Source organism: Nitrospinota bacterium, from assembly GCA_016235255.1.
GTDB lineage: Bacteria > Nitrospinota_A > UBA7883 > UBA7883 > JACRLM01 > JACRLM01.
The window spans coordinates 27,033-42,379 of record JACRLM010000005.1; the positions used below are offsets into that span (position 1 = coordinate 27,033).

At 58.5% G+C, this 15,347-nt stretch carries 14 protein-coding genes; 10 read left to right on the forward strand and 4 right to left on the reverse strand.

Annotated elements, in window-relative coordinates; translation table 11 throughout:
* Positions 1-22: 22 nt before the first annotated feature.
* The 4 genes from rpmI to HZB29_00675 all read left to right on the forward strand — a co-directional run bounded on the left by rpmI (position 23) and on the right by HZB29_00675 (position 4,209).
* Positions 23-223, forward strand: coding sequence for a 50S ribosomal protein L35 (rpmI, locus tag HZB29_00660; GenBank protein ID MBI5814104.1), 201 nt, complete (start codon positions 23-25; stop codon positions 221-223).
* A gap of 68 nt (positions 224-291) precedes the next feature.
* On the forward strand, positions 292-663 hold the full coding sequence (rplT, locus tag HZB29_00665) for a 50S ribosomal protein L20 (GenBank protein ID MBI5814105.1): 372 nt from the start codon (positions 292-294) through the stop codon (positions 661-663).
* Between the two features lie 111 nt (positions 664-774).
* Positions 775-1,809: a phenylalanine--tRNA ligase subunit alpha gene (gene pheS, locus HZB29_00670; GenBank protein MBI5814106.1), complete on the forward strand. Its 1,035-nt coding sequence runs from the start codon at positions 775-777 to the stop codon at positions 1,807-1,809.
* Positions 1,810-1,815: 6 nt separating this feature from the next.
* Positions 1,816-4,209, forward strand: a complete 2,394-nt coding sequence (locus tag HZB29_00675) for a phenylalanine--tRNA ligase subunit beta (GenBank protein MBI5814107.1) — start codon at positions 1,816-1,818, stop codon at positions 4,207-4,209.
* A gap of 81 nt (positions 4,210-4,290) precedes the next feature.
* On the opposite strand, the gene HZB29_00680 is transcribed toward HZB29_00675, so the two are convergent.
* Together HZB29_00680 and HZB29_00685 are read right to left on the reverse strand one after the other, a co-directional pair.
* The gene (locus HZB29_00680; protein MBI5814108.1) at positions 4,291-4,674 is read right to left on the reverse strand and encodes a hypothetical protein; all 384 of its coding nucleotides are present in this window, start codon (positions 4,672-4,674) and stop codon (positions 4,291-4,293) included.
* Positions 4,671-5,420: an ATP-binding protein gene (locus HZB29_00685; protein MBI5814109.1), complete on the reverse strand. Its 750-nt coding sequence runs from the start codon at positions 5,418-5,420 to the stop codon at positions 4,671-4,673. Before HZB29_00685 ends, HZB29_00680 begins: the two co-directional genes overlap by 4 nt.
* A 446-nt stretch (positions 5,421-5,866) precedes the next feature.
* Between HZB29_00685 and leuC the strand changes: the two genes are divergently transcribed.
* From leuC to HZB29_00705, 4 genes are all read left to right on the forward strand, one after another.
* Positions 5,867-7,144, forward strand: coding sequence for a 3-isopropylmalate dehydratase large subunit (gene leuC / locus HZB29_00690; protein MBI5814110.1), 1,278 nt, complete (start codon positions 5,867-5,869; stop codon positions 7,142-7,144).
* A 15-nt stretch (positions 7,145-7,159) separates the two neighbouring features.
* The gene (leuD, locus tag HZB29_00695; GenBank protein MBI5814111.1) at positions 7,160-7,651 is read left to right on the forward strand and encodes a 3-isopropylmalate dehydratase small subunit; all 492 of its coding nucleotides are present in this window, start codon (positions 7,160-7,162) and stop codon (positions 7,649-7,651) included.
* A 219-nt stretch (positions 7,652-7,870) separates the two neighbouring features.
* Positions 7,871-8,155 carry a DUF1778 domain-containing protein gene (locus tag HZB29_00700; protein ID MBI5814112.1) on the forward strand — a complete coding sequence of 95 codons (285 nt, stop codon included), beginning with the start codon at positions 7,871-7,873 and terminating at the stop codon, positions 8,153-8,155.
* Between the two features lie 17 nt (positions 8,156-8,172).
* Positions 8,173-8,661, forward strand: a complete 489-nt coding sequence (locus HZB29_00705; protein MBI5814113.1) for a GNAT family N-acetyltransferase — start codon at positions 8,173-8,175, stop codon at positions 8,659-8,661.
* A 181-nt stretch (positions 8,662-8,842) separates the two neighbouring features.
* Here the strand turns inward: HZB29_00705 and HZB29_00710 are convergent, their stop codons facing one another.
* The gene (locus HZB29_00710; GenBank protein MBI5814114.1) at positions 8,843-9,865 is read right to left on the reverse strand and encodes a helix-turn-helix transcriptional regulator; all 1,023 of its coding nucleotides are present in this window, start codon (positions 9,863-9,865) and stop codon (positions 8,843-8,845) included.
* Between the two features lie 204 nt (positions 9,866-10,069).
* On the opposite strand from HZB29_00710, the gene HZB29_00715 reads away from it, so the two are divergent.
* Complete coding sequence (locus tag HZB29_00715; protein ID MBI5814115.1) at positions 10,070-12,169, forward strand: DUF1573 domain-containing protein; 2,100 nt, start codon at positions 10,070-10,072, stop codon at positions 12,167-12,169.
* Between the two features lie 162 nt (positions 12,170-12,331).
* Positions 12,332-13,333, forward strand: coding sequence for a mechanosensitive ion channel family protein (locus HZB29_00720; GenBank protein MBI5814116.1), 1,002 nt, complete (start codon positions 12,332-12,334; stop codon positions 13,331-13,333).
* Between the two features lie 20 nt (positions 13,334-13,353).
* On the opposite strand, the gene HZB29_00725 is transcribed toward HZB29_00720, so the two are convergent.
* A complete protein-coding gene (locus HZB29_00725) occupies positions 13,354-14,580 on the reverse strand; it encodes a tetratricopeptide repeat protein (protein MBI5814117.1) in 1,227 nt (408 codons plus the stop codon).
* Positions 14,581-15,347: the final 767 nt, after the last annotated feature.

Genomic DNA, 15,347 nt, shown 5'->3' on the forward strand with positions numbered 1-15,347 from the left:
ATTTTTTAAGGAGTGATGGAAGGTGCCCAAGCACAAGACGAACAAGGGAGCGGCCAAACGGTTGCGGGTGACCGCCTCCGGCAAGGTCAAGCACAAGAAGGCGTTTTTGCGCCACATTCTGACGAGCAAGACAGCGAAGAACAAGCGGCAGCTGCGCAAGAGCGGCATGCTGGACGCGTCGGACGTCAAGGAGGCCAGACGCCTTCTGCCGTACATGTTTTAGGCGGCAGGTCTTAAAGGTTTACAATGGCGGCGTCAACTGCCGCATGTTTTATTTAAAGGTGAAGGAAAATGCCGAGAGCTACTAACAACCCTGCGTCCAGGGCCAGGCGCAAGAAAATGCTGAAGATGGCCAAGGGGTACGTCGGATCCCGTGGTTCCCAGTACCAGAAGGCCAAGGAGACTGTCACCCGGGCCCTCAAATATTCTTTCCGCGACAGGCGCGCCAGGAGGAGGGACATGAGGGGCCTTTGGATCGTGCGCATCAACGCCGCCGTCCGGGCGCTCGGGATGAACTATGCCAGGTTCATCGACGGGCTGTCCAAGGCCGGTGTGGAGGTGGACCGCAAGATTCTGGCGGATCTGGCGGTGAAAGACGCCGCCGCGTTCGGAAAGCTTGTGGAAATCGCCAGGGAGAACGCGGGCAAGGCCGCTGCCGCCTGAAATTTTTGAGGCTCCGGCGTTATCGCCGGCAAGCCGTCTGGAAGCGTACATAACAGGGGTTTACGGACCGCAACGGCCGTAAACCTTTTTTAATTTTCGGCGAAAAGGACGATGGGGGACATTTCACTTACCGGAAAGCTTGAACAGCTCAAGGCCAGTATCCTTGCGCAAATCGGGGCAAGCGCGGACGGCGCCACGATAGAAAACATCCGCGTGGCGGTCCTGGGCAAGAAGGGGGAGCTTACCGGGATGATGAAATCGCTTGGGAGCATCCCCCCAGCCGAACGGCCCGCCGCCGGGGCCGCCTTCAACGATGTCAAGACCGCCATAGAGGGCGCCATCGCCGCCAAACTTTCCGATATAAGAAAAAAAGAGGTCACCGAACGGCTGGCCAACGAAGAGTTCGACATCACCGTCCCCGGCCGCCCAATCGGCATGGGTCATTTTCACCCCATCGGCTCGGTGATGGAAGAGCTTATCGGCATTTTCACGAACCTGGGCTTCCGGGTGGAAGAAGGGCCGGAGGTGGAGACGGACGATTACAACTTCCGCATGCTAAACTTCCCGGACGATCATCCCGCGCGGGACATGCAGGACACTTTCTACCTCCAGAACGGCGCGCGGCTTCTGCGCACACACACGTCCCCTGTGCAGATACATTCGATGTTAAAGCACAAGCCTCCTTTCTCGGTGATCGCGCCGGGCCGGGTGTTCCGCTGCGATTCGGACATCACCCATTCGCCGGTGTTCCACCAGCTTGAGGGTTTCCATGTGGACCGGGACGTCAACTTCGGCCACCTTAAAGGGACGCTGGAGCTTTTCGTCCGCAGGCTGTATGGCAAGGACACAAAGCTCCGGTTCCGCCCAAGCTTTTTCCCGTTCACCGAGCCGTCCGCCGAGATGGACGTAAGCTGCGTGATCTGCGGCGCCAGGGGGTGCCGGGTGTGCAAAGGGAGCGGCTGGCTTGAGATAGGCGGCGCGGGGATGATAGACCCCAACGTGCTAAAGGCCGTGGGGTACGATCCGGAGGAGTGGACCGGGTTCGCCTTCGGATACGGGGTGGAGCGGATCGCGATGCTCAAGTACGGCATTGACGATATCCGCCTGTTGTTTGAAAACGACGTAAGATTCCTTTCGCAGTTTTAAGGCGCCATGAACATATCCTGTCTTTGGCTCAAAGAGCTTGTTGATTTTGCCCTCTCGCCGGAGGAACTGGCCGCCACGCTCACTGGCCTCGGGCTGGAGACGGCGCTACGGGACGACCGGCGCGGGTGGTATAAAAACATCGTCGCCGGCAAAGTGCTGGAGGTGACGGCCCATCCAAACGCGGACAAACTGCGGTTGACCCGGGTGGACGTGGGACCGCTGGGGGTCAAACGGATTGTATGCGGCGCGCCCAACGTGGCGGCGGGGCAGCTTGTGCCTGTGGCGCTCATCGGCGCGGTGTTGCCGGACGGGTTGAAGATAGAGCCGCGCAAGGTGCGTGGCGAGATGTCCGAAGGGATGATATGTTCCGAAGCGGAGTTAAAGCTTTCCGGCGGCCACGACGGTATCATGGTTCTGGAGGGGGATATAAAGCCCGGAACGCCGTTTTCGGATGCGTTCGAAGTGTGCGACACGGTGCTTGAAATCGACCTCACCCCCAACCGGGGCGACTGTCTTAGCATGATCGGCATCGCCCGGGAGGTGGCCGCCGCGACGGGTGGGAGCGTGAAAAGACCATCGGCCCAGATCGCGGAATCGTCCGACCCGGCTTCATCGAAAATCTCCGTCCAGATCGCCTCGCCGGAGCTTTGCCCCAGGTATGCTGGCAGGATGATAACCGGCGTGAAGGTGGGCAAAACACCTTTCTGGATGCGGCGCAGGCTTTCTGCGCTGGGAGTGCGTTCGATAAACAATATAGTGGACGTGACCAATTACATTTTGATGGAGACCGGCCATCCGCTCCATGCCTTCGATCACCAAAACCTGGAAGGGGCTAAGATCGTCGTGCGGCGCGCGGCGGAGGGGGAAAAGTTCACCACGCTGGACGGCAAATCGCACACCCTGACGAAAGACAACCTGCTTATCGCCGACGCGAACAGAGGCGTGGCCCTGGCCGGGATAATGGGGGGGCAGAATTCGGAAGTCACCGCCGGCACAACACAAATAATGCTGGAAGCGGCCTATTTCGATCCGGCATGCATCCGCAGGACGGCCCGGGCGCTTTCCATATCGTCCGAATCGTCATACCGTTTCGAACGCGGGACGGACGTGGATGGGCTGATATACGCCCAGGACCGCGCGGCGAAACTCATTGCGCAAACAGGCGGCGGCGCGGTGATGATGGGGAGGGTGGACGCGTATCCAAAGCCCATCGCCAGACGAAGCGTCACTTTGCGCTTTGCCCGGCTGAACAAGATTCTCGGGATCAGCGTTGACGCGGACGAAGCGGCGGGGATTCTCAACCGGCTGGAGATGCCGGCGGAAAAGCGGGACGCCGCCAGCGTCACCGTATCCGTTCCATACGCCCGTTCCGACATCGAGCGGGAGATAGACCTTATCGAGGAAGTGGCGCGCCACATAGGTTACGACCGGATTATCCCCTCCATCCCGCAGGTGGCGGTGAGCGAGGACGGCGTTTCACGCGGGCTTACGGAGCGGATGTTTGTGCGAAACCATCTGCGCTCGCTTGGGATGATGGAAGGATTCAGGCTCAGTTTCATCAATATGGAGTCGCTGGACAAGCTTTATCTTCCGGCGGACCACGGGGCCCGGGCTGCGGCGCCGCTGGACAATCCGTTGTCGTCGGAGTGGACCCATCTTCGCACCACGCTGATCCCCGGCATGGTATCCTCCATGCGCGGCGCCGATGACGCGAAGATATTCGAGATCGGGAAAGTGTTCATAAGCCGGGGCCATCAGGCGGCCCCGCTGGAATGGTGGTCTTTGTGCGGGGCGGTGACGGAGGCCATAAAGCCGGGCCTTTACAGCGGCCGGGCGGGCAAACGCGATTTCGGCGACATCAAGGGAATCGTGGAATCGGTGATGGACGCGCTGGGACATGGCGCGGACACAAGGTTCGTCCCTTCCGGGCATCCGTTCTATTATCCGAAGCGGCAGGCGGACGTGTCCGTCGGCGATCAGGTTGTTGGGCATTTCGGGCAGGTGCATCCGGACACGCTGGAGGCGTATGAAATATCCGGTGAGCTTTTCGTTTTCGAGCTGAACCTGGACGCCATCGCAATTATCGGGCCCGGCGTAAAAAAGTTTGCCCAACTTCCAAAATTCCCGCCGGTGAAAAGAGACCTGGCTGTGGTGGTGGATGAAAAGGTGACGCTGGCACGGCTCATCGAAGTGATCCGCGCCCATGGCGGCGCCGGTATCGCCGGAGTCACCCCCTTTGACATATACCGGGGCGAAAAGCTGGGGGAAGGGAAGAAGAGCGTGGCCTTCTCGCTGGAGATGCGCGCCGCGGGCCGCACCCTCACCGACGAAGAGGCGGACAAAGTGTTCGGCGCCATAGTGGCCGGGCTGGAGAAAGACTGCGCCGCGAAATTGCGGTGAGCGGCGGGTAAAATCTTTAGTAGCGCGGCGTCACGCCGGCAATTCAACGCTCACCGGGGTGTTGTAGCCCCGAAGGGCCGGTCACTTAGGTTTTTTCACGGCGTGATAGACCGCGTATCCGCCATACAGCGCAAGAAGCAACCCAATGATGAACTCCGAAAAAGATTGCGACCGGAGCGCCGCGTACAGCATCCATCCCCCTGCCGAAAGAAGCAGTATCCCCAGGATGACGGAGGCGGAGCCTGACAGCGCCCGCTTGACTGCGGATGCAGGGCTTTTCCTGCGCCCCTTCAGCTTGTGCCGCCACTTGAACTTTTCGTAAAGCCTCCGCAGCTTTTCGGCGATGGAAATCTTTCCGCTCAACGGTGACCCGCAGTAGGCGCAGGCGGTGTCCGTCATCTTGTGCGGCAGGCCGCAGGAGGGGCATATCTGGTATTCCACCTTGGTCCCTTCGGCTTTGCTCATATGCTCCCGTCCATTTCCGGTGGTTGGCCAAGCGCTTCCCTGACAAGGGATATACTCACTTTCTTGCCCGTTGTCAACGAATGGCGGTCTATTGCCTCTATCGCCGCGATCTGCTCTTTCGGATCGCGCGAAAGCCTCGTCAAAAGCCATTGCGCCACGTTCTCCGGAAGCTTCACTCCAAGATCCGCCGCCACTTTTATCAATACGGACACCCTTTTGCCGTCCCCCACCGGATTTACAGCCAATGCGTGGCCCCACAAAAGCCTTGTGGATAGGTGATCCTGGAACTTCCAATCCACAGGGGGCTTTGCGACAGCCGCCGCAAACCTTCCGCCGGACTGCACCACGGCATTATATAGATGGAACACCTGGTCTTCGGCGGCATTGTTCCCCTCGATAATGTCCAGGTTGTCCACGGCGAGGAAGAAAGCGCTCTCGAAATTTTGTATCCGGCCCTTCAGTTCCTCATATGTCGCCGCGGACTCCACCGCCTCCACAAGCGCCGCTCCGTCCAGGTAAAGGGACGCCTCTTCCCCGGCGTCTTTCGCCGCCATATCCCCCATCGCGCATAGAAGATGGGTCTTTCCAGACCCTGCCGCGCCATACACCACGAGACTTTTCACTGAAACATCCTCTCCCGTGGCGAAGGTCTTGCAGATACTTGCAGTATGGGCGTTCCGCTCATCCACAATAAGGTTTGCGAAGGTGTCTTTCCGGGTGGTTGGAAAGGGGAATCTCAGTTGCATAAAATATTGCCACTTGAATAAATACTTAAAATCTGTTGAAAAACTATAATGTTGCTTAAGTTTAAAGTGCCATTGCATTCCCCACAGGGGCGGCTTGGCTGCAAGGGTCGTGAAAACAATAGGTTATAATGTTGCGCGATAATGAGGCAATTTGTCATAAGTCGTTTAAAATTAATCCTTTCTTAACGTTCACCACATGGTTTTCCACAGCGATTTCCACAGCTTTTGTGGATGATTTTCACAGCGCAAACCAACCAGTGGCCCTCAACGAGAGTATATATCGCAACCGATTATTACACAGATCAAATTTTTCCTGAAAACAGCGGATTAAATTAAAAAAATAATGCCCGGCGGCAAGGGTTTTGATTTATTCATTTAACGGTACGCCGGGATGTCTGATATCATTCTTGTTTCGTAGGTAAATTATCGAGGTATGGACGCGAAAAATGGGAATGACGATCACTGAAAAGATTCTGGCCGCCCACGCGGGGGTGGATTCCGTTAAACCGGGCGAGATAATCAACTGCAAGGTGGACATCGCCCTGGGCAACGACATCACGGCGCCCATCGCCATAAAGGAATTCGAGAACGCCGGGGCCAAAAAAGTTTTCGACAGGTCGCGCGTGGCCCTTGTGCCGGACCATTTCGCGCCGAACAAGGACATCGCCAGCGCCGGGCAGACGAAAGCCATGCGCATTTTCGCCAGGACGCACGATATTGAGAATTATTTCGAGGTCGGCGAGATGGGGATAGAGCACGCCCTGTTGCCGGAACGGAATTTGACACTTCCCGGCGACGTCATCATCGGGGCGGACAGCCACACCTGCACATACGGCGCGCTGGGCGCCTTCGCCACAGGCATCGGCAGCACGGACCTGGCGGCCACGATGATCACCGGCAAGATATGGTTCAAGGTGCCCGAGACGATGAAGTTCGTCTTCAAAGGGAAGAAAAAGAACAAGTGGATATCCGGCAAGGACCTGATTTTGTACACCATAGGCAAGATCGGCGTTTCCGGCGCACTGTACCGCGCCATGGAGTTTACCGGCCCTATGATAGAAGATGCCACCATGGACGACAGATTCTCCCTGGCGAACATGGCGGTGGAAGCGGGCGCCAAGAACGGGATAGTGAAGGCGGACAAAAAGACGCTGGATTTCATCGCCGCGCAGGACACCAAGCCAGTGCGCGAATGGAAAACGTATGAGTCCGACGCGGACGCGGAGTATCACAGCGTGCTGGAGTTTGACGGGGCGGACATAGACCTGCAGGTTGCCTTCCCGCACCTGCCGGAGAACGCAAAGCCCATCGGCGAGGCCGCCGGGGTGAAGCTTGACCAGGTGGTGGTGGGCTCCTGCACAAACGGGCGCTTCGCCGATCTGGAAATCGTGGCCGGCATACTCAAAGGGCGCCATGTGGCCAAGGGTTTGCGGCTGATAATCATCCCCGCCACGCAGAAGATATATAAGAAGGCGATGAAGGCCGGCCTGCTGGAGACCTTTATAGACGCGGGCGCGGTGGTGTCCACCCCCACATGCGGGCCGTGTCTTGGCGGGCACATGGGGATTCTGGCGGAAGGGGAGAGATGCCTGGCCACCACGAACCGCAACTTCGTGGGCCGGATGGGGCATCCGAAATCAGAGGTATATCTGGCGTCGCCTGCGGTGGCGGCGGCCTCGGCGGTGACCGGGGTGATCACAAATCCGGACGACGTGGCCGGTTAGCAGGAGGAAAACAAGATGAGCGTATCAGGCAAAGCGCACAAGTTCGGTTCCAACGTGGACACCGATTTGATAATACCGGCAAGATATCTGAACACGTCCGACCCGAAGGAACTTGCAAAGCACGTGATGGAAGACGCGGATCCGGCCTTCGCGGGCAATGTGAGGGGAGGGGACATCATCGTGGCGGGGGACAACTTTGGGTGCGGCTCCTCCCGCGAACACGCGCCGATTGCCATCAAGGCGGCTGGCGTTTCCTGCGTCATCGCGCCGTTTTTCGCCCGGATTTTCTATCGCAACGCCTTTAACATGGGCTTGCCGATACTGGAGTGCAAAGAGGCGGCCGACGAGATAAAGACCGGCGACGAGCTTTCGGTGGACTATGCCACCGGCGTGATAAAGGACCACACCAGCGGCAAGACATACCAGGCCGCCCCCATTCCCCCGTTCATGCAGGAGCTTATCGCAGCCGGAGGGCTTATGGCCTACACGGTGAAACAGGCGAAGTAAGGGCGCCGGCGTCTCGCCATTCCCTTTCTCCCCCTTTGCAGGGAGGCCTTTCTAAATGCTGTCCGTGGGTGTTCTTCACCCCGGACTCCTTCACAGGCTAAGGACGACGGGATGAAGAACGGCCCCGCCGGGCAGGAAACCCCTTGCCGCCCCATGTGTTTACAACGTAAATACAATTATGTATAGTGGTTGCGTATACATGATGGAGGCGATGGCCAAATGGGGACAAGCAATGCGGCGGGGCGTGGTGAAACAATCAACCTGCGCGCCAGCCGCAAACAGAAAGCGTTGATTGACCGGGCGGCGGAAACGCTTGGCAGGAGCCGGTCTGATTTCATGCTCGAATCAGCGTGCAGGGAAGCGGAAGCGATCCTGCTTGACCGCAGGTTTTTTGCGCTCTCACCAGACGCGTTCGCGCGTTTTGCCGCCATGCTTGACAACCCGCCCGAAAGCAATCCGAAGTTGCGGCGGCTTCTTCATGCAAAGGCGCCTTGGAACCGTTAAGCGGAAGCCGCGGTGAAATAAGCCCTCCCGTTAAACTGTCCGCGGAGCATGACCTGTCCGGATTTGATTCCGGAGAACCGGTCCTGGATGAATGGTTGCGCCGCCGCGCTCTTCAAAACGAGGCGAGTGGAGCGTCGCGCACTTATATCGCCTGCGCCGGCAGGCGCGTGGCGGGCTACTATACCCTGGCGGTTGGCGCGGCCGCGAGGGTGGATTCGCCGGGAAGGGTGAGGCGTAACATGCCCGATCCTTTGCCGGTGATGGTGATAGGGAGGCTTGCGGTTGACAAGCGGTTTCAGGGCAGGGGCGTCGGGACCGGGTTGTTGCGTGACGCCATATTGCGCACCCTGCGGGCGGCTCAAATCGCCGGAATCAGGGGCATACTGGTTCATGCTATTTCAGAAGAGGCGAAGCGCTTTTATGAGAGCCTCGGTTTTTACCCCTCGCCAGTGGATCCTCTGACGTTAATGATCACTGTCGCGGAGGCGGTGAAGCAGGCTAAGTAGGGGGCAATTGCGGGAGGGTGGTTTTGCATTTTGTCATCCCGGCCGAAGAGCCGGGATCAGGACTTTTTGTAAGGGCAGACCTGTGTGTCTGCCCAATTATTATGAGGGCGAACACGCAGGTTCGCCCCTACGGCGCGATCCCGGATAGCCTGTCGGCTTCCAGGATGGCAAAGGGCTTTTTTTATTCCGGTATTCTGCGCCCGGCGCCTGGGGGATGGCCGAATTTGCGCCGGTATGCGTGGATGAAGTTGCTGGGGTGGGTGTATCCGAGCTTATGGGAGGTCTCCTTTACTCCCATCCCCTCTTTTATCATCTTTTGCCCACGTTCCAGCCTGTAATCCCGAAGGAAGCCGTGCATCGTCGTCCCGAACGCCTGTTGGAACTTTTGGTTTAGTTTCTTGTAATTCATGCCAGCCTCGGCGGCAAGCTCTATGAGAGACGGCGGATTGTCGTACCGCGCCACCAGCGAGTCCCGGATGTTGTTCAACTGCTTCAATTCCTGTTCGCCTATGGTATTTCCCTCACGGGGAGTCTGGTCTAGCATGGTGACCAGTTCCGAGAACATTTCCAGCGCCTTGGATTCCAGAAAAAACTGTTTGGCCGCGCCGCGATAGGGGTTCGCCTTCGTCTCCCGCGCGATCCGCAGGAAGGCGGGCAAGGCCGGAGCCTCCCAAATCACCCTTGTTTTGATATGATCGGCGGCCAGCTCCGCTAATGCAGGCGGCAATTTGATGTCCTTCAACATTTCAAGCCGCTCATCCCGCGAATAGGTGAAGGACGTCGTCTCGTACACTCTGCCCGGATTGATCTTCCATTCGGCCATGCCGTAGGGGTGGATGCCCATCATCGTGCAATGGCCCTGCACGAACCGGCATGTGTCCCCGTTCTCGAAAGTTATCGAGGACGATCCGCTGAACACCACCGTAATGCCCAGGCTGTCGCTGTCAACCGGACGGGTGATGTTCATCACGAAAGGTTCATCCCTGTTCACTTCTATCCGCGAGTGGGTCACCACTGCGTCTTTGGCCCGCCGGGGGATTATGTGGATGCTGGACTTTACGTTGCTGTCCGACGAAGTAAAGGTCGTCTCACCGTCAGTTGGGTGCTCCTCCCCCGCTGGATCGCTGTCCGCCCGCCCTATTTTGATGGAATACAAAGGCTTTTTTAAGTCCACGTTTCTCCCCGGCATGGATACAAGTTTCATTTTATGACACATATGGGCCGTATTAAAACAATTAAATCCATTTCGCACAAGTATTTGACCATATCTCACAACTCGACATGCTGGAAAATAGCCGAAGTTATTTGTCATTCCGGCTGCGGCGCGGCGCGGCCGAACGGCAAACGCGAGCCGGGATCAGGGCTTGGGGTTGCAAGTTTATTAATGTTTACGCAGAGGGGTCAATAAATGCGTGTCACACTATTGTCGTTGCTGGCTGTTCTCATATTGACCTTTCCGGCAAGCGCCGCCACCATCACCGTCACCGCAAACGCGGCGGACGCGCTAAACGGGGCGGACGGCAGTTGCGCCCTGCGCGAAGCGATCAAGAACATGAACGACGGGGCCGACACCTTCGCCGACTGCGCCAAGACCGGCGCCGCCTATGGCACAAGCGACACCATAAACATCCCGGCAGGGACATATACCAACGCCATCGCCGGGGGGATCGGTGAAGACGCCAACGCCACGGGGGACCTGGACATTCTCGCAAACGTCACCATCACCGGCGCCGGGGCCGGAAGCTCCATTATAGACGGCGGCGCCTTAGACCGGGTGATTCATATCGGCGCGGGGCGGACAGTTTCCTTCTCCGGGGTCACCATCCAAAACGGATTAAACGCCGGTGATGGCGGCGGCATTTATAACGGCGTCGCCACGCTCACCGTCACCAACTCCACCATCAGCGGAAATACGACGACCAGCAACGGCGGCGGCATTTATAACAGCTTGGGCGGCACGGCCACGGTCACCAACTCCACCATCAGCGGCAACGCGACAACCTTCGGCGGCGCTGGCGGCGGCGGCGGCATTTATAACGGCGGCAGGATCACCGTCACCAACACTACCATCACCGGCAATACATCAAACGGCTGGGGCGGCGGTATTTATGACGACGAAATTGGCACTATCACCAACTGCACCATCAGCGGCAACACGGCGGCGACCAATATTGGCGGAGGAATATTAGCCAACTTTAATGTCACCGTCATAAACTCCACCATAACAAACAACAGCGGCGCCGGAATTTACCGTAACTCAGGGATTGTCACCATATCCAACAGCATCATTGTCAATCAGGCCGCTGACTGGGATTGTTCCAATGGTGGATTTACTTCCAACGGCCATAACCTGGACAGCGATGGGACGTGCGGGCTTGGCGGGGCTGGGGATATTTCCAACTCGGCTCTGGCCAACCTTGCCGCGCTTGCGAACAATGGCGGTTCAACGCAGACACACGCTTTGCAGGTTGGCAGCGCGGCCATAGACGCTGGCGATTGCAACGGCGGGTCCGTCACCACAGACCAGCGGGGTTACACTCGCCCATCCGGTTCGGCATGCGACATCGGGTCGTATGAGTATGGAGCCGTGGCTCCAGTGGTGGAGGCGGGCTCTTCATCTTCATCCGCTTCCTCCACCTCTGGTTGCACGGACTATCACGCCACAAACTATAGTCCATCCGCCACATCCAATGACGGCAGTTGTATTTTCCCCGATCCTGATCTTGGCGACATTGGTTCGCAAACCGTCAGCTTCGGCCCAGTGGCGATATCACGAAGCTCCACCCAGACCATCGTCATAGAGAACGGCGGCGGCATCTCAACGTTCATCCACCGGGTGGACATATCGGGAACCGGATTCACGATTGTCAGCGACACTTGCACCAACCAGCCGGTGATACCGGGCAGGTCGTGCGAAATAGTGATCGCGTTCAATCCCGGAACCGAGGGTGATGTTACAGGAACTGTGGAGGTATGGACGAATAACTCCAGGTATTATCCATTGACCATTGCGTTGTCCGGCGCAAGTTCCGGCCAACCGCCCACAGAGCCAGCGCTGATGGCGCCAGGCGATGGCGAGACCATTACAGGGACATCGGTGACGTTGCAATGGACGCCGGGCCAGGCGCCGGACGGCGGCTCGGTGACCAACAAGGTCTTTGTATGCGAATCGGCGGACTTTACCGGATGTTCAGAACCAACGGCGACGGCAAGGTCATCAGGCGCGGTGGTTCCAGCGGCGTTTGTGGTGGTGATGGGGCTTCTGGCGCCGTTGGGGATGAGGACGCGGCGGGGGCGAACGCTGGCGATAGCGTTTTTACTCATCGCCGGTTCCGCGTTTGCCTCCTGCGGCGGCGGATCGTCCAAGTCCACCACCAGCGACAATTCGATAAAACAGACCGTGACCGGGCTTAAGCCAAGCACGGTCTATTACTGGAAGGTGACATCCGAGACCGCCACAGGCGCGGCGACCGACAGCCCCGTGAGGAATTTTACGACGGGAATGTAGGGGCGCCGCGCGCCGTGCCCGTACGAGGAAATGATCCCGGATAGCCGAGGACGGCTTCCGGGATGACGGGCGCCGCATTTATTATTCCCCTCCGCCGCCAACCTGATAAAATCCAACCGAATAAGCTGCAAATCACCGTTTGATCAGGGAAGGTGGACGGATATGACCTACGATTACGCCATCGCGGCGCTGATTGTATTGATGGGGGGAGCGGCGGTTCTTTCTGTCTCTTATCTGCTCAAAAGGCGCGAGGTGGACGCGGCTTTGCGTGGCCTTCATGCCGCCGCCATGATCCATGCCCTCCGGGAAAACGTGGCGCCGCTCCTGTTCTTCGCAGTGGTGTACGCCGCGGTGAAAAGCCTTTCGATCCCTCGTATCGAACGCCCGGTGGACATCGCCGCCGCCGCGTTTCTCGCTTTTTACGGCGCAAGGTTCGTCACGCAGGCGGCCTCGGCCGTGATCAGCGGGCGATGGGAGGGGGAGGCCCAGAGCGCCGCCCCGGGGGCCCTTGTCACGGCTGTGAAGATCGTGGTGTGGGGCTTGGCGCTTATCTTCCTTTTGAACAATCTCGGGTTCAACGTGTCCGCGCTTGTGGCCGGGCTGGGCGTCGGCGGCGTGGCGCTGGCGCTGGCTTCACAGGCGGTGCTTGGCGACCTGTTCAGCTACTTCGTCATATTGTTCGACAAGCCGTTCGAGGTGGGGGACTCCATAACGTTCGGGGAGACCTCCGGGGTGGTGGAGAAAGTGGGGGTGAAGACCACGCGGGTGCGCAGCGTCTCCGGCGAGGAGGTGGTAATCTCCAACACCGCGCTCATAGGGTCGCGCCTGTCCAACTTCAAGCGGATGGAACGCCGGCGCGCATTTTTCCGCATCGGGGTGACATACCAGACCGGGCGGGAGAAAGTGGCGCGGATCCCGGAGCTGATCGAGAGGATAGTCAAATCGGAGCCGAAGACGACTTTCGAGCGGGCGCATCTGGCGGAGCTGGGCGAATCGGCGATAGTGTTCGAGACCGGTTTTTACGTGGAAACGCCGGACTATGGCGAATACATGAATGTCCGCCAGCGGGTGAACCTGAAGATCATGGAGGAGTTTGAAAAACTCGGGATACAGTTTGCATACCCCACGCGGACGGTGCATGTGGACAGGGCGGGGGCGGAATAATAGTTTGAAACGCGGCGTGGCTACCGTTTTCCCGCCGCTTCGTCGAGCTTGTCCTTCATCTCCGCGCTAAGCTCCACAAGGCGGGGGTAGCGGGCGGCGAAGCCGGGCTCTTTCATCAGCGCCGGATTCAGGTACACAGCTTCCATAAGCCTGCTGGACGCTTCCGCCGGGGCGCCTGTTTCAAGGCAGGTGGCGGCAAGTTCGCACAGGACGCTTTGCCTGGTCTTTTCGCGCACCCTCTGGCCCAGCACGCTCAGGTACACCGAAGTGGCCACCTCCCCCCTGCCGGCCATGCGCAGCGTCGCGCCGTAGCGCAGCCCGGCGGTGACCATGTTTTCCACCACGATCTCCCTGTCCGGGATCCTGAATTTCAAAAGCTCCTGGTATATCTCGAACGCCTTGCCGAACTCCCCGTTCTTGCGCAGTTCCACCGCGAAGTTGTTGAACGCCGGGCCGGCGGAGCCGGGATCTTTTTCTGTCACGTCGCGGAAAATCTTCTCCGCCTCCTCGTAATGCCTGTTGCGCGCCAGGATTATGGCCCGGTCTATGCGAGCTTCGATTTCCACGTCCTGATTGTCCGCGTTTATGTCCCGTGTCTCCTCGATCACCCGGGAAGCCAGTTCGGTTATCCGCTTCCATTCGTCTTCCAGCCCCATTTCGCGGAAATCCGCCTCCGTCAGCGCGAAAAGCACTGGGCCGTATGGGGTGGCCGGGGCTGTCATGCCGGGGATGTTCTTCGCTTCGCGCTGGACTTTTTTTATCACCCCCACGGCGTCGTTTATGTGCTTCATCCCAACTTCCGCCCAGCGCCGCGCTTTCCCGGAATCTTCGGATCTGGCCGCCTCCCGCGCCAGCGTGAAACAGCACGCGCTGATCTTTGCGTATGGGTCCGGCGCGGTGTCCAGCATCTTTTGCGCCTCGCGGTAATCGTTGAGCGCCGCCACCACTTTGCGAAGCTTGTAGTATGCGTCCCCGCGGTTTATGAGCGCCTTGAAATTGGGCTTTATCGCGATGGCCTCGGTGAAGACGTTGATGGCGTCCTCCAGCCGCCCTTTTCTCATCAACTCCTCGCCGGTCTGCACAAGATATGCGTACTCCTCGATCTTCGACGTCTCCCTGGCGGAAACTCCCTTCGGCTCCTTTTCCTCCACGAAGAAATCGCGTTCGAGGGCCTCATGGTAGCTGGCGAGGCTTTGCAGCGCTTCATCCAGATTCTTTTCCAGCGAGGCGTTGGGCGTCAGGAACATGGCGAACCGCACGCCGAATCCGGACAGCATGCGGAACACCTCAAGCTGTTTTTTGGACGAGGCGGGACTCACGAAGATCGGCAAAAGCCCAGCCAGCGAAAGGGCGGGCTCGATTGCGCGGATTTCCTTTAAAAGGTCGATCAGGTTGTAGTCTGTCAGCTTTGGGCGGTAATGCAGCAGTATCAGGTGGCCTCGCTTGAGCCAGTGGGCCAGGTACTGGGTGAGGTTTAGCGCCCGCAGGTTGGGGCGGGAACGCATGGTGAATCCGGCCTTCTCCAGCACGAAATGGAGGTTTGTGGCCAGCGAAGCGTCGTCTATGCTGTATGAAATGTTGGTGAACCGGGCGGACAGCCCCGACAGAAGCGGCCTGTACTTCATGTAAAGACGCTGCTTTATGGGGAGCATGACGGCGGAATCGTCCAAGGGGGCGTCGTCCGCAGGATACTCCCCCTCTTCGTAAACGCCGTCTTTTTTCGACTGCCTGGCCTTTAATTTGGACATGAAAACATTTTTTTATATTGACGGTCAAAGATGTCGCTGCCACATACAGCTGAATCTATGCCAATTATATCATGCGGTGAGGGCGGCCTAAGCCACTGGTGGGGTTCACCACGGAATTTACGCTCGCCGGGGTGATATGTTTTATTGCTGTCCGGGGTGTTTGAGCGCGCAAGCGCGCCATCCCGGACTCTTCGTATCACGCATATAGGACACCGGGGTGACCGCCCTTACGGGCTACAACACCCCGGTGAGCGTTCAACTGGTCC